The following is a 19151-nucleotide window of genomic DNA, read 5'->3' as shown; positions in this document are numbered from 1 at the left end:
TCCTCGCTAACAAATACAACAAAAAACAGCCTTGCAAATGAAGCTGCAAGGCTGTATATTTCCAATTAACTATTCGAATTTTTCCATTGTTGGTACCATAACTCAACTTCCAGGCCAGGACGTATACCTGCCTCTTGTTCTAAAGCGATAACCAACTGATTATATTGAGCGACCACAGGATCTTTATTGCCTAATCGATCGTAGGTCTTCATTAAGGCCAGTCCGACTTCCTCCAATGATGGCTCGAATTGCTGTACCCGGTAATATAACGTGAGTGCTTCCGTATTCTGTCCCAGTTCGATGTAATATTGTGCGAGTTGCATGGCATGATTACGCCATAGCGCATGCAAGCGCTGACGCTCCAGTTCAGCCCATACGTAATCGTCCTCACCATAATATTTGCCTTCATATTGATCTGAGGTCTGCCGATGTTCAGTTATTGTAGACGAAGATAATAGAGGCAATCGGGTAAGACGACTCTCCCATTCTTCCGCATCAATCCTGAACTCACCCGTTTCCAATAGATAACCAAACTGTTGATAACGAATGACCATCTTGTCCTCACCCATAAATTCGTTCATCATGCTGCGTAAGCGATGGATCCCACTGTGCAGATTGGATATACCTCTCCGCTCATCCAACTCTGGCCACAACAGTTCAAGTAGCGTATCCCGCTTAATCGGTTTGTTCCGATGGTGGAGCAAATAGGCAAATAACTCTCTAATCTTGGTTGTTCTGAACTTCATATGTTTTGGTGGCTCATTGGGGTGCACTTGGACTTGGAGCATCCCCAGACAACGGATCAACATGGATGGCCCTTCTGTTATATTCAGACTTGCTGACACCGTTCGGCGTTGATACATCTTCATCGTTTTTTCCAAACGGTCACGCGTTACAGGCTTCATAATATAGTCCAGCACTTCAAGCCCATAGGCCGTCAGTGCATGTTCGTTATATGCGGTTGTGAAAATAACTTCTGTTCCAGGAGAAACCTCATGGATACGTTCGGTCGCCTCGATCCCGTTCATCCCCGGCATTTGAACGTCCATGAAGACGATTTCCGGCAGATGAATTTCGATCTGATCTATGGCTTCCTGTGCCGTCAGAAAAGAGCCGATAACTTCGCAATCCTCTCTCTCTAGCAACAGTTTGTTCAACCTGCTCAGAGCGAGATATTCATCATCTACCAAAATCACTCTCATATGCACAACTCCTCTGGCTCACTGATCACCCTTTAATCTATAATTTTACCATAAATCCTGACGTGGGACCGCTATCATTTAAATATAGAATCTATGTTCCGGAATTCAAAAAAATGTTCATCTTTGGCAGAGGGCATGCAGGAATTTGAAGTAAACTGTCGAAAACTAAAGTCTGCCATGAAACCAATAACCTATAAAAAGATACCCCGATATGTAGTGCTGTCGATTCTATTCCTGACTATTTTGCTTGGCTTTCGCTGGATATGGTCCGAGACTTTCACTATACCCGCACATCCTGAACCCATTGAAGGCTTGTTGGACCTTCGAGGCTGGGACCTCGCCAACACTTCACCCATATCCCTGGATGGAGAATGGGAATTTTATCCCCAGGCGTTAATCTCTAATCGTGACGCGAAAATAACGGATAACCTATCCACACGGATTCAAGTTCCTGGTGACTGGCGTAATGCATTACCACAATCCTCATCATCGTTCGGATATGGGACTTACCGTCTTCGCATACTTTTAGACCCATCTGTGGAGGAAGTCTCTCTCTGGGCTCAGAAAATCCAGACATCATCGATTATTGAGATGAACGGGACCATTGTTGCCGAATTCGGCCAACCTGCCACTCATGCCGAAGCCTATCGACCAGAAAGGACTGCATTTACAACTTCCTATGTGCTTGACGGTTCTACCGAACTCAATCTTTTGGTGCAGACAGCCAACTTTGACGATCCTTATAGCGGAGGGATCACACGCTCTCTCTATTTTGGTTCTCCAGAAGCCATTGGAAGTGAACGAGGACTATCCATTGACTTGCAAAAGATTACATTCGCTATACTGATTTTGCACAGCCTATACGCTTTTGTCATGTTTCTGTTTATCCGGAAGGAACGAGCTCTGCTGACGTTCTCGATGCTAACACTGGTAGCTGCCCTAACGGTCGCTTCCGACCATGACAATCTGTTATTAAGTTGGATTCCTCTCAACTTCACTTGGATCGTTAAGGCCAAAGCGTTGTCCTATCCGTTGTTCGCATTCTTTCTTTTACAAATGGCTAAAAGCTTCTCCCATAATCTACAATGGCGTAAACTGTTCCGTATCTATGCCAGCGTGCTTGGCGTTTACTGTTTATTTTTGCTCGTCGCACCAGTGACCCTGATCTATCATGTACTTGAGATTGGGCTTTCTGATTTCCTTTATCTGTTTGCCATCGGCTGGTCTGTGTACCTATTCTTCCGAATGGCAGCCGAGAAACGAAGCGACGCAAGCTTTTTGCTCTTTGCGGCTACTAGCAGCCTATCAAGCGTGTTATGGGGAATTGTGAACTCACATAGCGAAATTACCAACGTGTATTATCCGATCGATGTGATTGCGGCCATGTTTGGCTTCTCCGCCTATTGGTTCAGAAAATACTTCCGCAATTCAAGTGAGATCGAGAAGTTGTACGAACAGCTCAAAGAAGAGGATCGCCAGAAGGATCAGTTTCTTGTGAATACGGCTCATGAATTGCGTACACCGCTGCACGGGATCATCAATATCGCCGAGAGCATCGCGGTCCGTGAACGGCGTAAATCAGGTGGGCAGCAGGCAGAAGACATGAAGCTGTTAGTTACCATCGGCCGACGCATGTCCCAACTGGTGGATGACCTCCTGGATGTTATTCGTTTGAAGGAAAAACGTATTACGCTTCAGAAGAAACCTTTATCTCTTGCCTCTGTCATTCCAGGCGTGATCGGTATGTTCCGATTCATGGCAGAGGGCAAGCCCATCCATATGCAGGTGGATATTCCAGATTCACTGCCGTTGATTCAAGCCGATGAGAGAAGACTTGTTCAGGTGCTCTACAACCTGTTGCATAATGCACTCAAATTTACCGATGAGGGTACCATTACCGTGTCCGTTCGGGAACATGGAGAGTACGTCTTGATTCAAGTTTCAGATACGGGTGTTGGTATGAGTGAGGAGATACAACAGCGAATATTCGAGGCGTATGAACAAGGGACCCCAGAGGCCCGTTTAAGCGGAGGAATCGGCCTCGGTCTCAATATCAGCAGGCAGCTCACCGAACTCCATGGCGGCCAACTCACCGTGCAATCCGTATCTGGGCAAGGATCGACCTTCCAGATCTCGCTTCCACGGGAAGACACCGCATCGCTATCGGACCAGACTGAGCAGCAATGGGATGCTCACAGCTTCGATGAAATTGCGATTGCAGAGCCACAGCAGCAGACCGTCTCTCAAGATAAGACTGCCGCAAGAATTCTTGCCGTCGATGATGATCCTGTAAACCTGCGAGTACTGATCTCCATGCTGGCGAATGAACCGTATCATATTCAACCCGCGGCCTCGGCGCTTGAGGCACTCGAGTTACTGGATAAAGAGCCGTGGGACTTACTGATTGCCGATGTCATGATGCCTCATATGTCCGGTTATGAATTGACCGAGAACGTACGCAAGCGTTATTCGGTATCCGAGCTTCCCATCCTGTTGCTGACGGCCCGTAACGAACCAGCGGATGTATATGCCGGATTCATGGCCGGTGCTACAGACTATGTCACCAAGCCCGTGGATGCCGTTGAATTAAGGCATCGCATCGGGTCTCTGATCGTACTGAAACAATCCATTGATGAGCGACTGCGCATGGAGGCTGCTTATTTACAAGCACAGATTCAGCCCCATTTTCTTTTTAATACGCTCAATTCAATCATGGTTCTTAGTGAGATGGACACGGAGCGAATGCAGAAACTGGGCGATGCTTTTATCGAGTATCTTCAGACCAGCTTTCATTTTGTCAATTCGGAGAAAATGGTTGAGGTCACTCATGAGTTGGATCTCTCCCGCGCCTATCTCTACATTGAGAAAGAACGATTCATGAATCGGTTGAACGTCATCTGGGATATTCCCGATGATCTTGATCTATCCCTGCCGCCACTCACCATTCAACCGCTCATTGAGAATGCTGTTCGACATGGTATTCTCAGCAAAGTTGAGGGTGGAACCGTGCATATCCGAATCATCAACCAAACAGCGTCCACCTTGATTGAGATCGAGGATGACGGTGTGGGGATGCAGCCCGAGCAGATCGAACGGGCACTAGCGTGGCCCAAGAAAGGTCCCGGTGGAACTGGAGGCATTGGATTAACCAATACACATCGCCGGTTGACCCAGATGTACGGACAAGGTTTGACCATCGTCAGCTCGCCGGGCCAAGGTACGAAAGTTTCCTTTGTCATCCCTTTGGACCGCAGTTGAGAGCCTGAGCAATAAGATCGTTCTATAACTCTACAGCGGCATATTGTACGATCCATATCCGTTTGCTCTGTGTAAGGTCTACGGGGAGCGCTGTGATAGCGGATATGTTCAAGTTCAGGTTCAAGTTCAAGCTCAAGTTCAGGTTCTGACATACCAAATAAACCAAAAGAGAGCTAAGCACGGGTTTCGACCCGGCTTAGCTCTCTTTTCTATGACTTCATTATGATCTAATACGATAAACTAAACGTTATACGTGCATGACATGTTTTTCATCCGATAACCCCAGCGCCTTGGCTGTTGAAGAATGAACCTCTTTGAGGAGATCCAGATTCTCCACAAGGGATATACCGTAGGAAGGAATCATTTCCTTGATCTTTGGCTCCCATGCCTCCATATGCTGCGGGAAACACCGCTGAAGAATCTCAAGCATGACCTGAACTGCCGTGGATGCACCCGGTGATGCACCTAGCAGAGCCGCAATCGTTCCATCTGCAGACGTGACCACTTCCGTACCAAATTGGAGCGTACCCTTGCCACCCTGGACGGTATCCTTGATCACCTGCACACGCTGGCCCGCCAGAACCATATCCCAATCCTCGCTCTTGGCACCCGGAACAAAGTCACGCAATTCTGCCATACGTTGTTCTTTGGATAACATCAGTTGTTGGATCAGGTACTTGGTCAAAGAGATTTCTTTGACACCTGCTGCGAGCATCGTAAGCAGATTATGCATCTTAACAGACGTGATTAAGTCGGCATTGGAACCCGTCTTCAGGAACTTCGGCGAGAACCCGGCAAACGGCCCGAATAACAGCGACTTTTTATTGTCGATAAATCGAGTATCCAGATGCGGAACCGACATCGGCGGAGCTCCTACCGAAGCCTTGCCGTATACTTTGGCATGATGCTGTTCCACGACTTTTTGATTTTTGCACACCATAAAGATCCCACTGACCGGGAATCCGCCGATATGTTTACCTTCCGGAATGCCCGTCTTCTGGAGCAAATGTAGACTTCCGCCGCCCGCGCCAATGAAGACAAATTTCGCCTTATGGCGTTCGACTGCACCGCTCTTCAGGTTTTTCACGGATAATTCCCATTGTCCATCGCTGGTGCGTTTCATATTCTTCACGCTATGTTGGTAGTGGACGCCCACTTGTTGTTCCTTCAAATGTTTGATCAGCATACGCGTTAAAGCACCAAAGTTAACGTCCGTACCGGAGTCAATTTTGGTCGCTGCAACAGGTTCATTACTGGTACGATCTTTCATCATCAGCGGCATCCATTTCGCCAGCTCTTTCTTGTCATCCGAGAATTCCATGCCTGCGAACAGCGGGTGATTCGACAAGGAGTCATAACGTCTTTTCAAAAACTGGACATTGCTCTCTCCGTGTACATAACTCAAATGAGGAATCGGCATAATGAAGTCCCGCGGATTACGAATCAGACGGCTATTGACGAGATAGGACCAAAATTGCTTTGAGATCTGAAATTGTTCATTCACTTTAATCGCTTTGCTAATATCTACGGTTCCGTCTGGTCGTTCAACGGTATAGTTAAGTTCGCACAATGCAGCATGCCCGGTTCCGGCATTATTCCATTCGTTGGAGCTTTCCTCTCCTGCAGTGGCTAGCTTTTCGAAAACCTTAATATTCCAGTCTGGTGCCAATTCTTTTAGCAAAGTTCCCAAAGTTGCACTCATAATTCCGGCACCAATCAAGATAACATCTGTACTCGTTTGTCCCTGGCTCATGTCTACCGTCCTTATATCCTATATTTGCCAAAAGGATGTAAGCGTTATCGATTTGGCATTTGCAGCAAGCCCATTCTTGAACGGGATCGCACCTTCTCTGAATGATTATAACCTTGATCTAGTGTATCAATAATATAGAGCAATTTAAATATGCAATTTCAAGATATTTGCTATTCCATCAGTATACGCTAGTTTACATCGGAACGTTAGCCCGGTTATAGGCCTGAAAGATATATTTGTTCAAAACAAAGAAAGGAACCCGGTTTTAGGGGAACTTTGGTGATGAAATGGATGCACTAAAAGCCGCTCTCGAATCTCTTCGTAAGGCGGCTTCATATTTATAATTAACGATTACCACCCCCGGCGTCTCCGGGAGTACTCAGAAGATCGAAATTAATTCTTTCGTATACGGATGGCGTTCTTCAGCGAACAACGCTTCTGCGTCAAAGCGGTCAACGATCTGACCTTCCCGCATAACGATGATACGCTGGCTCATGCGATGTACCGCGGCCAAGTCATGCGAGATGAACACGTATGAAAGACCAAGCGATGTCCGCAGATCGGTGAGCAACTGCAAAACTGCTCCTTGCGAGATCACGTCCAGGCTGGCCGTCGGTTCATCCAGAACAACAACGTCAGGCTCAATGCCAATGGCACGCGCGATCGTGACGCGCTGACGCTGTCCACCACTTAACTCGTGCGGATATCGTCCAGCCATATCGCTTGGAAGCTCGACCGCTTCAAGCAACTTTTGGACGTAAGCCTCCTTCGACGTGTAGGTAAAGTGGGACAGCTCGGCGTTCCGTCCAAGTTGTTCGTACGGATCGATTAACGAATCGGCAATCTTGAGCTTCGGGTTTAGTGCTGCCATTGGATTCTGGAAAACAATCTGAATCTTCCGGCGATGTGGCCGCAACCTTCGGCCGCTCAGCCGTGCAATATCCTGTCCACCCAGTGTAATCGAGCCTGTATCTGCATCTTCAATCCGTAGCAGACAGCGGGCGAGCGTACTCTTGCCGCACCCGCTCTCGCCAACCAGGCCAAGGCATTCGCCGTGGTTCAGGGTGAAGGAAATATCGTTCACAGCCGGTCGGTCTGCACCTGCATACGTTCGGCTCAGATGTTCCACGTGAAGCACAGGATTGCCTGGGATGCTGAGCGATGAAGCATTGCCTGTACCCGTGGTATCTATATCAGCATCTGTATCTGCATGATCTGTTTCGGTAGTAGTTATGACTGTACTGTCTGTGTCTGTATGGTTTAAGTCTTTAGCAAAATCGTGGCTTCGCACACCAGATTCTTCTTCGGACTGCACGAGTCCACGGCGTTCAGCATCTGTGGTTTTCTTCATTCCGTTCCTGCCTCCTTCAATCCCGACTTCAGTGAGCGACTCAGAACGGGAGCCGCATCAATTAGCTGGCGCGTATATTCATGCTGGGGATGGTCAAGAATGCGATGCTTCCCGCCAGATTCGACGATCTGGCCTTCCTTCATCACAGCCAAGCGGTTGGCATAGCGACGTACATGGCGCCAATCATGTGTGATAAACAGAATGGCACATCCCGTCTCCGCTTGTTTGCGTGCCAGCAGTTCCAACACGCGATGCCCAGACACACTGTCCAGTGCCGTTGTTGCTTCGTCAGCAATCAACAGGCGAGGAGACAGCATCAGCGATGTGGCAATTGATGCCCGTTGAAGCTGTCCACCGCTCAACTGGAACGGATAGCGGCACAGCAATTCAGCGCCAAGGCCAACCGATTCCAGCGCTTCCTCCGCTCGTTTCTTGCGGATGGCAGAAGACTTTTCCCCGTGTACCTTCTGGTATTCATCAAAGTGCCCACCAATACTGCGAAAGGGCGTAAATGCTCCCTGATAGTCTTGAAAAATATATGAGATGCGGCTTCCCCGCAGGGCGCGCATCTCCTTTGGCTTCCGTTCGAGCAGGTTGCTGCCCTCGAACATGACTCGCCCCGACGCATGCAGGTTGGGCGGCAGCAGACGACCAATCGCTTGCGAGAGCAAGCTTTTGCCACTACCACTCTGTCCAACCAATGCCATGAACTCGCCTTCGCGAACAGCCAGAGAGACTTGATCTACAATCGTACGATCCCGACTGGAGATACTCAGTTCCTCAATGGAGAGAATCATGGCTGCACCTCTTTCTTCACGTCAAACCGGTCTCTTAGATAGTCGCCCAGCATGTTGGCAAGCAGCACTACCGAGACAATCGCAAGACCCGGATAGATCATCAGCTCCGGCCGAGACTGGAAGTAAGGCCGTGAGTCGTTCAGCATCGCACCCCATTCAGGTGTTGGCGGCTGTGCGCCAAGGCCAATGTAAGACAATGATGAGATGAGTAGAATGATTTTACCCAGATCAAGACTGGCCAGCACGAGCACATGGCCTGCGATATGTGGAAGCAGATGTTTTCTCATGATACGACCGTCAGACAATCCGTTGGTCCGGGCGATGCGGATGTAATCCTTTTGTGACTCCGATAAAACCGTACTTCGAACAAGACGCGCATAACTGACCCATTTCACGATCACAATTGCCAATACCAGATTGCCGATTCCCGCGCCAAGCAGGCCACTGAGCACAATCGCCACGATGGTATCAGGGAAAGCGAGAAAAGCATCAGCGATGCGCATGAACAGCTTATCGACCCAGCCACGTTTGTAACCCGCGATCAAACCAAACGGAATGCCAATCAGCAGGGCAGCACCGAGTGCCAGCAGGCTATAACCCAGTGTTTGCCCGCCGCCAAGCAGCAGACGTGTCAGTACATCGCGGCCCAGATGGTCGGTTCCGAACGGATGAAGAGCACTTGCGCCCTGCAATCGTCCGCGCAGATCCGTTAAGGTGTGATCATGTTTCAGAACTAAAAAGGCATATACGGAGGCCGCGATGACCAGAAGTGCAAACAGCAGACCAACGATCGCCTGCCAGTTATGTTTTTTAGATTTTGTAGGTGGAATGGGCAGGGAAGTGGTTTTCATCGGTGGGCCTCCTTTTCCTTGAGTTTCATTTCAGGATTCAAATAACGATAAGATAGATCAACCGCCGTATTCACGAGGAATACCACGATAGCCATGATCAGGATGTAACCCTGGATCAATGGATAATCACGCTGGCGGATGGCGTCAACGACAAGCTTGCCAATACCCGGATAAGCGAACAACACTTCAATCACAACAACTCCACCAATCAGGCTACCGAGACTGACACCGAATACCGTAATGACAGGGGGCAGACTGTGCCGAAACGCGTGAAGCATGAAGATCCGGCCTTCAGATAACCCTCTTGCCCGGGCGGAGCGAACGAACTCCTGGCTAAGAGAATCCAATAGGCTGGAACGCAAAAGACGCACATAAACGCTGGAGATGGCAAGTCCCAGCGTCAGAGATGGCAGAATAAGTGAAGTAAATCCATCCCGGCCCATGGTCGGCAGATTGCCAAAGCGTACGCCGAACATGTCGATCAGGATCAGACCCAGCCAGAAGCTTGGCACCGCCGCACCCACAATGGAGAGCATCCGGCTGCTGCGGTCAACCCAACTGCCACGATGGAGCGCTGACAGCGAGCCGAGCGGGATCGCTATCACGAGCATGACCAGCAGTGCGCCAATCGTGAGTTCAGCCGTAGCTGGCAGCGCACGCATCAGTGTCTGCATGACGGGCTGGCCTGTCGAGTACGATACGCCGAAGTCGAGTCGAACAAAATCGAGTAACCAGTTGCCAAACTGGACAGGAAGCGAATCATTGAAGCCCATTTCCTCGCGTACAGCTTCGACCTGCTCCTGACTAACAGATAGTTCGTCCACATTCAGGATCGTCAGCACGGGATCACCCGGAGCCAGACGAATGAACAGGAAACTCATAAACATAATGAACAATAGAAAGATAAATACCTCAAGAAACTTCCGAAGCAAAATGCGAAACATTACATCACATCCAGCTTATTGGTAATCATGTAATATTCACTGCGAGTGGTAACCCAGTTATTGATCTTCTTGCCGTTGTAGGCAACGATCGTACCTGGATGCAGCACGAATGAATTCAGTACGTTATCATGCACATAGTTGGCTGCCTTCTCGGCAAGCTCTGCGCGCTTCTCCGGTTCAACTGTGAGATTCAGTTCGTCGATGATCTTGGTCAGCTCTGGATCTTCCGATCCGCTGAAATTAAGGGCACCCTTCGGATGGTATGTTGCATTCAGGTAATAACCAGCATCTCCACGAGGGGCCGTCAAATTACTGTACGTTGCAATATCCCAGTCGCGATTAGACGCCATATAATCTTCTGGCGTGTCAATCTGGCGAATCTGCACGTCGATACCGATCTTCTTCGCATCAGACTGGAACACTTGAGCGATCAGTGGTAGATCGGCACGAGCTGAATATGTCAGCAGCGTCAGCTGCAATGGTTTGCCATCCTTGGTCATCACGCCGTTTTGCTGCGTGTACCCTGCTTCGCCCAGATATTTTACAGCGACATCAGCTCCGGATTCCGTTGCTGTATCCGTATAGGTTGGCGCAAATGGCAGTGATGGCAAGAACGGTCCGATAGCAGCTTCACCGTAGCCGAGCAGGATCGTGTCCACGATACCCTGACGGTCAATCAGCGCGTCCAGTGCACGACGAACATTGAGGTCCTTCATACTCTCCCGCTGCATGTTCATCGTTAGCTGATGCACGCGGAATGTCGATGTGGACTCAACCTTCATGCCGTCCAGCGCTTTGAGCGATTCGAGGCTTTCGACTTCCGGACGGTATACGATATCTACCTGCCCAGATTTGAGCGCTAGTGTGCGGGCATTGGCATCTTCATTGAATGAGAACGTGATGGAATCCAGAGGCGATGCTCCGTCCCAATATTCATCATAGCGATCCAGTTGCAGCTTGCTGCCTGGGGTAAAAGAGGTCAGTTTGAACGGACCCGTACCAATAGGCTTGTTCACAATGTCCGGCTCACTCACGTCGATAATCGCCGTGTTCGGATTCACCAGTTCCGAAGCGAACTCCGGGAACGGCTGAGTTGTGGTAATCTCCAGCTTGTCGCCCTCGGCTTCAATTGTATCAATCTTGAGTGCGTTCTGGATGGCTACATTCTCCTCAAGCGCCCGCTCAAGGGATGCCTTAACGGATTCACCCGTCATTGGCTTGCCGTTCTGGAAGGTCACATCATCTCGCAGGTCGATCGTCCAATGCTGACCGTCCTCGCTCTCCCAGCTCTCGGCGAGCCATGGAGCAACTGTCAGATTCTCTTCATCGAGACGAACCAGCGTCTCCGTAATGCCCGCGCGCAGCGGCACATAGCTGGAATCCACATGTGGATCTAGCGAACTGGTGGAGAAGTTATATAGGAAATGAACATTTTTATTATCGGTGGATGGTTGCGCAGCGGGACTGGACTCAGATGATCCGCAGGCGCTCAACAGTCCAGCGCTCAAAGCCAAGGAGACCAGCGCTAGCAGTGGCGTCTTTTTATTCAAGGTAATGCCCCTCTCTCTTAATCGTAATCATTATGATCTAAACAATGAGTATTATCATATCGTAATGATTACGTTTTGACAAGAGTTATATTGGTGTTAGAACGAGAAAGAATCCGACTCTCGGATGAGAGCGGATTCTTCATGTTTTTTGTTACATATAAATGATTGATTAGTGGGCATTTCCTTTGCGATCCGGGATTGTTTACAGGTAGAACCATGCAAGATTCCTCGAAGAGTTACAATCCAGTTTCGTAGTCTTCCAGCAAATGTGACCAGTAACCTCGATGTACTTTAAGGATTGGACAGAATAGAGCTTATGCGGAACATTTCAAATACAAAATTCGTTTAGGGACTATAGAGGGGGATTTTCATGAGAAGATATTCACTTATCGTCTTAATGATTGCTACAGTTATGATCCTGATTCTTAGCGGCTGCCAAAGTTCTAATCAGCCCGATCAATCTAGAGTAAGTAAAGTACTGAAGGAATTACACACCTTCTATCCTGGCGATATTACACAGGTTGATTCTATTGAAATGATGAGTGGCAGTGATGGTACTAAAAAAGTAACTACAGATCAAGTACTGATTCAGGAATGGATTGAAAAGGTACGTGATTTAGAAATCGTACTTGATCCGGACCAAGAAGATGCTACAGGGGTATTGTTCCATGTCACGATGTTTGAGCAGAGAAAAGAAGTGCTGTACATGACACCTACCGATATGAATCATCAGCCAATAGAGCCGCAGTTGGAATTGGCTGACCGAATGTCGGAACTTTATGATGCCATAGAATAAGAGTGTTCTTATATCCTGTATTCAAAGTGACTACATGCTTAAAAGTTCGATTTGAAATTATCCTTCGTAATCCACATTTTCAGCAAAGTAGGTTCTCTATGAGTTCAGTCGCTTTACATCGGTTAACTTTTCCTGAAGTAGTTGAATACTCGTACTCTGCAGTATGTCAGGATTCAATTCAGTAACAAAGTCCAGAAACTGATGCGCATTTTTCATAATTTCTTCTGTAAAGGAAGTCGAACTTACATTAACATCCTTCCAAGTTGAGTATCTAAATTCCTCAAGTGGTTCAGTAATAAATAGGTCCAGAATAACTTCCCGATCAATATCTTCTACTAAACTAACTTGTAGTTCCACTCCCTGCTGTTTAAACTCCAGCCACAAATTAGCACTATCAGGAATTCGATAAGCAACATATTGATGTATTCTAATCTTCTGGACTATAGTCAGTAAGTCCACAAACCATCTAATAAGTCTTTCATTACCAAATGGACAATCGTCAAAGAACATACCGTACTTACTTCCGTTAAAGTCCAATTCAATAATTCCCTCGATATCTTGTTTCGTTAGATCAAACTGCTTTGCAGACATTTGTTTAATTTCATCAAAGTTATCGATAGCCTTGAAAGATAAAGTGAACATAATCAGGGCACTCCCCCGCTCTGTAGTCGCTACTAACCTCAGAATATATACAGAATTGTAGTTTCACTAATAAATGCGCTAGGTAATATATCAAGTAAATTTTCAATTCTACCCGTCATATAATTTAACCCACTTCCGTTTAAATGTTCCTTTGCCCACTCACTTAATCGTTTTAACTCAACTACAGCAGCTTCTAATTGGTGAAAATATATTTTAGATCCATCCCGAATCAGGGCTATTCCTAATTAATGTATTGCTGCCTCCCAGTACTCATCGTAAAATTCCTGAGTAGCAATATTCTCACTGAGTGTAAGTTCACAATTCCGGTCTTCTATATCCCCGTTATATCTGTATAGACCTACGGACATTACTATCCCCCCCAGTTTGATCTACATGATCCTATTAGATGTCGCTAATATCTTGAACTGAAATATTTAAATGTCTCCAATACTTAAGAGGATAAGCTGAACTACCTACAACCATTTCGCCTTGTCTTATGATGAAACTCCCACCTCGTTCAAAGAATTTTATCATCGGTTCGTAGAGGTCGATGTATTGAATTGCTTCACCCACTCCTTGATCTGCTAATTCGGAAACTTCTAAATAACCGTAGCAAATTACCTTCACATAAGGTTTTCCTAGCGTGTCCAGTTTTGAACAAGCCCGATATACCTTTTCATCTATAGCTTTTCCAAGAATTTTAGCAAAACTAAATAGGGGATATTGATCTATTGAAGCATCCATCTCATTTAATAATTGATTAACGCGTCTAAGGTATTCTTTAATCAAAACATGAGAAGAAGATTCTAGTGAGCTATCTTCTGTATCCTCAAATGAAATAGACGATAAACGTCCAATAGCTTTGGTTAGTAGCTGCCCCATGTGTTGCTCTCCTCTCGATTAACTATTAAACCTATTTAGAGTTATGTACAAGGTAACGACTAAATAACGCAGCCCTGGCAACTGCGTTATCGTTTTAAAGTATGTTCTTTAATCTCAATCACTTTGTCCGAAATCCTCCATTATTTCTGCGGCTATAATACAACCAGCCAAGGACAAGAAAATAAAGTCCTAGACTGTCACCGTTTCTTGAATCTATCGTACCCGATAGTTAAGTCACTTATAACGAACTATACCCGCATGCCAATGATTCTTACGACAAGATAGCCGGCCATGGCTAGTTCTTCAATGCGTTGATTTCATCACTCATCAGTTGAATGAGATCTTCGCGAGCATCTATTATGGCCGGGTTATACAACTGAATGAAATCATTCGAGTCTATCTCTATATGGATCTCTTTCTGTTCTTTCCCCGCTATAGGCTTTTTAATCTGATTGCGTTCATAAATATACTCTTCTATATACTGTTCAGTCGATATTCTGCTAAGACTTGATTGGTACTTATCAATGGCTGCATCAATTTCTGGTCCAAACATTGCTTTGGCCATATAGAAAGATCCGTTTAACTCTATCGTTGTTCTGTCGAATTCGTCTGCATATTTATATGCCAACGGAAAATCTTTTTCCATTTTTTCATATAACTTCCCATTCTGCTCAGTCGTCAAACTTTTCCCGTAGGATTGAACGCTAAACGTTAATGCAATAAGCAACTTAGAGTGGATCAGCGACTGTTGCTTGGACATGTTTGCGGAAATGTCCTCAAATATAGCGAATTTCCTTTCGTCAATCTTATTTTTCAGATTATCTTGTTGCGTCGCTTTGTACTGTGTTTCCCATGAATTTTGTGTAGTCTCGGCAATTACCAGAGCAGAAATTATGGCCGTCAACATCCCTCCTAAGATCGTGATTAGATGCAAGATCAATGGATTTCGCTCTGTCCTCCCATTAACCTTGTTACCAGAAATTCTAGATCTACTTTTGTTCTCAGTGTTATTGCTTCGAATCATTCTTGATCTCCGACTCATGTTCTTCTCCTTTTATCTAGTTGTCTTATCAACAATAACAAACAGATTCCTATTCTTCACAGTCGTCGACACCTACGATACCCCTGAAGGAGAAATCGGAACTACTGTCGGTAGCTAATGGCGTTTTCAGTCTAACACTTTAATTTCCTAGTCTACAACTTTATTTTCTTCGAACCGCTGCAGCTGCCTAGCCATCTGCACCGCCTGCCGTCCGGGAACCAGGAATGTGATCGGGATCAGCATGTGCTACTTTCTCCGGATTGTATGCGGAGCTGCACCTGCGCTGCTTGGGCAACTTCACCAGTAGATAATTAGCAGGACTATTCTCGTATATATGTAACGTCTCAGAATAGTTCATTAATAATATATAAGAACTGAGACATGGAATGGAAATCCATGTTGTTCAGACTAAGATTATCAAAATTACAGCTAGTCATATACGATTGTTCCAAACACACACCAGTTAACTCATAATGTTGAAAATCAACTTCGTGTAATCGTAGCTTCTCACCTTCTTGAGCACTAGTCTCTACCCACTTTTTGTGAAGTTCAAATTTAAGATCTGAATTTTGTTTCATAACTTTAAAGGCCAACCTTTTTCAAAAAAAGTTCTAATAACACAGCGTACTCTTCCTGATCTTCTTCATCAGCCCATTCGAATTGAGAAAAACTACTCTTGATAGTCTGGAGTATTCTTTTTAATTGTGACAAGTCTCTGAAATTATTCGTTTCAATAGTATAAAGAAGCTTCAACAGATGTCCATCATACATCTCCCCAGCAAGAGGATCTTCTGATAAAATTTCTATAGCCTTTTCTATACCAAGATCTATAAGCACATGTTGGCCCAACATTCTACTAACATCTTCTAAGTCAATCTCATTCACGTTCTTATTAATAAGTCTATCGTACCAATGATCCAAAGGTGAATCAGACATATCAGTCTGAATATTTTGATCTATTGAATATATTTCTTTAATTAATTTACTCATTTATTTTGTTCAGCTCCTACATTTAAAAAGGCCTATCTACGATCTTATAGGACGCAGGTAGGCCACTTCATTTAAAAATCGCCTCGAAGGGCAAGGAAGTTATTAGTTTGCCCAAGCTTTCAAGCCTTCTTCACTAATATCTATAGGTGCCTGTTTTGACATGTAGTCAGCGTTTGCCAGAGGAAATGCATAGCCCCCAGCAATAATATCGCCATGCCGTCTTCTGAGGGTTCCTCCTCTTTCAATCAGAAGAATTAGAGGTTCGTACAAATCATGGAATTTCAATGCAATATCATTTTCAGTATCCTGCAAGTTTAACCACTCTAGATAGGCTTCACACGTTCCTTTCATAAACGTATTTTTTAATCCTGCCAACTCAGGACACTTTTCTGATAGACCCAGATCACTATCAAATCCAATTGCATGAGAAGCTTTAAAGAAAGGATACGGTGTTTCTAGATCATATAATGTAATTAGCACTGCTGCTCGTCTTATATATTCTTGTATTAGCGCCATATGTGAAGGCTCGTCTACAGTACCAGATAGATTCCAATCTATATTATTTATTCTTTCTATTCCTTTGAAAAAATAACTCATCATTGCCTCCACTTTTCCGATTTTTTGTTTAGTATTTTTGCGATTATTTAAATGGATCAAAGCCTTCAAATGTACCATACTCCGGTTGCTCAGGTGCCTTTCTGTGTGCGCCATCATTCGGAGGTTGATCAGTATACGTTCTCTTATCATCTGACCATGACTCTATACGTCTGTACGGAATTCCCTCCCTCATTAATTTTGCTTCAGTAAGTTCATGATCGGCTAATTGTTTAAACCAATCCTTCTGGGCTTGATTGAGTTCTTTCTTCTGAGCTAATTGCCATGCATATGCTATTTCATCGTCAGGTGAGAAATGTTCTTTTTTGATCAGAATGCCTCCTGCTTTCGGAATTTCATGTTTCTCTAAAAATAAATGTTTCTTTAAATTTGTAATGTCTGAAATATTTAAGCCAGTATTCTTAGCAACATCGGGAACATCCTCTAATTGCATATTCCTGATTTTATCATATGACTTCATACCATAATCTGAAATGCTATCTTCAAAGAGGATAAGTTCATCCAACTTGTTAAACGAAGAATTCGGCATGTCATCTTTATTGATTTTTACTACTTTATTATCATGTGTAACAATTTCAGAATAATTATCATATACAGTCACCTTTTTAGCATGTTTACGAATATCCTGTACATTATCTCCAGAGACTATTTTTCTTATCGCATTTTCAGTTTCAATGTTAGGTTTTCTTAATGCCTCTGTCTTACCATTCTTCGCCTTAGCAGCCTCAATATTTTGCTTAATCTTTGCCACAGCTGGATTAGAAGCAGGCAATCGGTAAGGCCCTTTACTGCCCGGCATACTCCCACGAACCATCTGAATCGCCATGAATATCTGACTAAACTTTAGAGAGGTCACCATCATCTGAGCATACTTATCTGATACAGGCTCTCCTGTCGTAGGATGAATCCCCATCTCAAACGCCTTAATCTGTAACGCAAAAATATCTTCCCCAGGCGGTTCAACGTTCACAGCTTGCATGCGATTAAAGTCCAGATTTCCCTGATCCCTCTGATAAGCCTGAAGAGCAGCCTGATCCGCAACACCATTCTCGTTGACAGGCATCCATACCCACTTACCGAACATATTGACTTGCGCCATCCGATAGCCCTTATCACCCGAACTTGAACCACCTGCTGATTTGGTCATCATAGCTACGGCGCCGACAGCTCCAAATGCACCACCCAGACTTACCTTTTGAGCATCTGCATCTTGGAAACGCGTGGCGATATCCTTCAATTCCTTCGATGTATTCACCATACTCTCCAGCGCTTTATCCAGTATAGGTCGTGACTGCTCGAACTCATAGTAAAATCGCTCCTGCGTCGCGCCCATCCACATCATCTGAACGAACATGATCTGTCTCGTCAGATCACTTCGTATACTCTCCAACTGTTGTCTAGCCTGATCCACCTGATTCGATACGTGATGTAGTTGTTCAGTGGTAACTTTGATTGTACTCATACGTTTCTCCGCTCATTCGAAATAGGATTATCCTATGTTAGCAGAAGTGTAATATGTAAACTATCCGGCTAACATCCTGATTTCACCATGGTAAAAACACAAGCTGTGCTCCTCATCGGTGCTATGGTCCTATATGCATATACCCACTTCAAGGCATATCCTACCATTTTCAGTAAATACCTTTCCTACTTCATTTCCTCCAGCATCACCCGATACCGCCCAATCTGCTCCGCTGTCGCCTCTTCCCGCAATGATTCCAACAATGCTGTGCACCTTATAAAATACCGATCCATCCCTAGCTTATACGCTAACCTAAGCGCCTGCAAAATGAATTCCACTGCCTCCTGTGATCTTCCCATCCACTGTTCATACAATGCCCGCTGATAACAGTAATGGTACATATCATCGTTGTTTGAAGAATTCATTTCTCCGCCATTGCCCTGCATCTGATCCTCGAACACATGTAAAACCCGATCAATCCGCCATCTATGCCGCACTGCTGCCTCCGTAATCACTTTCAGACCTGCCAGACATTCCTCTTGATGCTCAAGCAAAAAGTTCACAAACTCCTCCAGCAGTTCCACCTGCCCAGCTTCAATCTCAAGAGCATACCGATTCACCTGTGCCTTATGCCTGAACTCCTGCACCACCTGCATACTTACCTCATCCAGATCCTCCATCCATCCCAGTTCTGCATATTGATCGATACATGCCCTCGCCTGATCTACCTGTCCCATCTTCTGGTGAGCCATACCCCGCATTAAGTGACTGAACCCGTAATAGTAGACCAGGGGCTGCTCGATGTGTATATGTGGTGCAGGCACTCCCTTTGACCGATACTCCTGCCGCTCATCATGGATGGACTGCACACATTGATATAACATGTCCGCCCTCTCCATCACCTTGTTCCAATTTTCAAAAGCCACAGCCATGTCCAACATTTCAACAATGATGTCCGGTTTGAGTGATTTTAGGATAGAAGATCGCAAAAGGAGATCCTCCTTTGAAATTTTATA

General features: G+C 45.6%; 16 protein-coding genes. 2 read left to right on the top strand and 14 right to left on the bottom strand.

Annotated features, from left to right (window positions below; translation table 11 throughout):
* Positions 1-65: 65 nt before the first annotated feature.
* The gene (locus MHB71_RS25740; RefSeq protein WP_340028019.1) at positions 66-1202 is read right to left on the bottom strand and encodes a response regulator; all 1137 of its coding nucleotides are present in this window, start codon (positions 1200-1202) and stop codon (positions 66-68) included.
* A gap of 177 nt (positions 1203-1379) precedes the next feature.
* Between MHB71_RS25740 and MHB71_RS25735 the strand changes: the two genes are divergently transcribed.
* Positions 1380-4460 (top strand): ATP-binding protein, encoded by a 3081-nt coding sequence (locus tag MHB71_RS25735; RefSeq protein WP_340028018.1) that lies wholly within the window; start codon positions 1380-1382, stop codon positions 4458-4460.
* 247 nt (positions 4461-4707) lie between these two features.
* Here the strand turns inward: MHB71_RS25735 and MHB71_RS25730 are convergent, their stop codons facing one another.
* The 6 genes from MHB71_RS25730 to nikA all read right to left on the bottom strand — a co-directional run bounded on the left by MHB71_RS25730 (position 4708) and on the right by nikA (position 11706).
* A complete protein-coding gene (locus MHB71_RS25730; protein ID WP_036671812.1) occupies positions 4708-6213 on the bottom strand; it encodes a malate:quinone oxidoreductase in 1506 nt (501 codons plus the stop codon).
* A gap of 379 nt (positions 6214-6592) precedes the next feature.
* Positions 6593-7564, bottom strand: a complete 972-nt coding sequence (locus MHB71_RS25725; protein WP_340028017.1) for a dipeptide/oligopeptide/nickel ABC transporter ATP-binding protein — start codon at positions 7562-7564, stop codon at positions 6593-6595.
* Positions 7561-8361 carry an ABC transporter ATP-binding protein gene (locus MHB71_RS25720; protein WP_340028016.1) on the bottom strand — a complete coding sequence of 267 codons (801 nt, stop codon included), beginning with the start codon at positions 8359-8361 and terminating at the stop codon, positions 7561-7563. Before MHB71_RS25720 ends, MHB71_RS25725 begins: the two co-directional genes overlap by 4 nt.
* Positions 8358-9212 (bottom strand): nickel transporter permease, encoded by an 855-nt coding sequence (gene nikC / locus MHB71_RS25715; protein WP_340028015.1) that lies wholly within the window; start codon positions 9210-9212, stop codon positions 8358-8360. The genes MHB71_RS25720 and nikC overlap by 4 nt, the downstream gene beginning before the upstream one ends.
* A complete protein-coding gene (gene nikB, locus MHB71_RS25710; RefSeq protein WP_340028014.1) occupies positions 9209-10156 on the bottom strand; it encodes a nickel ABC transporter permease in 948 nt (315 codons plus the stop codon). Before nikB ends, nikC begins: the two co-directional genes overlap by 4 nt.
* Positions 10156-11706 (bottom strand): nickel ABC transporter substrate-binding protein, encoded by a 1551-nt coding sequence (gene nikA / locus MHB71_RS25705; RefSeq protein WP_340028013.1) that lies wholly within the window; start codon positions 11704-11706, stop codon positions 10156-10158. The genes nikB and nikA overlap by 1 nt, the downstream gene beginning before the upstream one ends.
* 370 nt (positions 11707-12076) lie before the next feature.
* Between nikA and MHB71_RS25700 the strand changes: the two genes are divergently transcribed.
* Complete coding sequence (locus tag MHB71_RS25700; protein ID WP_340028012.1) at positions 12077-12502, top strand: hypothetical protein; 426 nt, start codon at positions 12077-12079, stop codon at positions 12500-12502.
* 96 nt (positions 12503-12598) lie between these two features.
* Here the strand turns inward: MHB71_RS25700 and MHB71_RS25695 are convergent, their stop codons facing one another.
* From MHB71_RS25695 to MHB71_RS25665, 7 genes are all read right to left on the bottom strand, one after another.
* On the bottom strand, positions 12599-13144 hold the full coding sequence (locus MHB71_RS25695) for a hypothetical protein (RefSeq protein ID WP_340028011.1): 546 nt from the start codon (positions 13142-13144) through the stop codon (positions 12599-12601).
* Positions 13145-13546: 402 nt separating this feature from the next.
* On the bottom strand, positions 13547-14026 hold the full coding sequence (locus MHB71_RS25690) for a hypothetical protein (RefSeq protein ID WP_340028010.1): 480 nt from the start codon (positions 14024-14026) through the stop codon (positions 13547-13549).
* A 295-nt stretch (positions 14027-14321) separates the two neighbouring features.
* Positions 14322-14933 carry a hypothetical protein gene (locus tag MHB71_RS25685; protein ID WP_340028009.1) on the bottom strand — a complete coding sequence of 204 codons (612 nt, stop codon included), beginning with the start codon at positions 14931-14933 and terminating at the stop codon, positions 14322-14324.
* Positions 14934-15650: 717 nt separating this feature from the next.
* Positions 15651-16058 (bottom strand): contact-dependent growth inhibition system immunity protein, encoded by a 408-nt coding sequence (locus tag MHB71_RS25680; RefSeq protein WP_340028008.1) that lies wholly within the window; start codon positions 16056-16058, stop codon positions 15651-15653.
* A 102-nt stretch (positions 16059-16160) separates the two neighbouring features.
* On the bottom strand, positions 16161-16724 hold the full coding sequence (locus MHB71_RS25675) for a hypothetical protein (protein WP_340028007.1): 564 nt from the start codon (positions 16722-16724) through the stop codon (positions 16161-16163).
* Positions 16699-18135 carry a WXG100 family type VII secretion target gene (locus tag MHB71_RS25670; protein WP_340028006.1) on the bottom strand — a complete coding sequence of 479 codons (1437 nt, stop codon included), beginning with the start codon at positions 18133-18135 and terminating at the stop codon, positions 16699-16701. Before MHB71_RS25670 ends, MHB71_RS25675 begins: the two co-directional genes overlap by 26 nt.
* A gap of 185 nt (positions 18136-18320) precedes the next feature.
* Positions 18321-19124: a DNA-binding protein gene (locus MHB71_RS25665; RefSeq protein ID WP_340028005.1), complete on the bottom strand. Its 804-nt coding sequence runs from the start codon at positions 19122-19124 to the stop codon at positions 18321-18323.
* Positions 19125-19151: the final 27 nt, after the last annotated feature.

It is taken from the genome of Paenibacillus sp. FSL H7-0940 (assembly GCF_037979415.1).
In the GTDB taxonomy this organism is placed as follows: domain Bacteria; phylum Bacillota; class Bacilli; order Paenibacillales; family Paenibacillaceae; genus Paenibacillus; species Paenibacillus amylolyticus.
Note: the sequence above shows the minus strand (reverse complement) of the source record. Positions and strands in the feature narration are given on the sequence as shown.

Coding starts and splice junctions, on each gene's coding strand:
- MHB71_RS25740 (WP_340028019.1), bottom strand. CDS start 1,202: ATGAGAGTGATTTTGGTAGATGATGAATATCTCGCTCTGAGCAGGTTG.
- MHB71_RS25735 (WP_340028018.1), top strand. CDS start 1,380: ATGAAACCAATAACCTATAAAAAGATACCCCGATATGTAGTGCTGTCG.
- MHB71_RS25730 (WP_036671812.1), bottom strand. CDS start 6,213: ATGAGCCAGGGACAAACGAGTACAGATGTTATCTTGATTGGTGCCGGA.
- MHB71_RS25725 (WP_340028017.1), bottom strand. CDS start 7,564: ATGAAGAAAACCACAGATGCTGAACGCCGTGGACTCGTGCAGTCCGAA.
- MHB71_RS25720 (WP_340028016.1), bottom strand. CDS start 8,361: ATGATTCTCTCCATTGAGGAACTGAGTATCTCCAGTCGGGATCGTACG.
- nikC (WP_340028015.1), bottom strand. CDS start 9,212: ATGAAAACCACTTCCCTGCCCATTCCACCTACAAAATCTAAAAAACAT.
- nikB (WP_340028014.1), bottom strand. CDS start 10,156: ATGTTTCGCATTTTGCTTCGGAAGTTTCTTGAGGTATTTATCTTTCTA.
- MHB71_RS25700 (WP_340028012.1), top strand. CDS start 12,077: ATGAGAAGATATTCACTTATCGTCTTAATGATTGCTACAGTTATGATC.
- MHB71_RS25695 (WP_340028011.1), bottom strand. CDS start 13,144: ATGTTCACTTTATCTTTCAAGGCTATCGATAACTTTGATGAAATTAAA.
- MHB71_RS25690 (WP_340028010.1), bottom strand. CDS start 14,026: ATGGGGCAGCTACTAACCAAAGCTATTGGACGTTTATCGTCTATTTCA.
- MHB71_RS25685 (WP_340028009.1), bottom strand. CDS start 14,933: ATGTTGACGGCCATAATTTCTGCTCTGGTAATTGCCGAGACTACACAA.
- MHB71_RS25680 (WP_340028008.1), bottom strand. CDS start 16,058: ATGAGTAAATTAATTAAAGAAATATATTCAATAGATCAAAATATTCAG.
- MHB71_RS25670 (WP_340028006.1), bottom strand. CDS start 18,135: ATGAGTACAATCAAAGTTACCACTGAACAACTACATCACGTATCGAAT.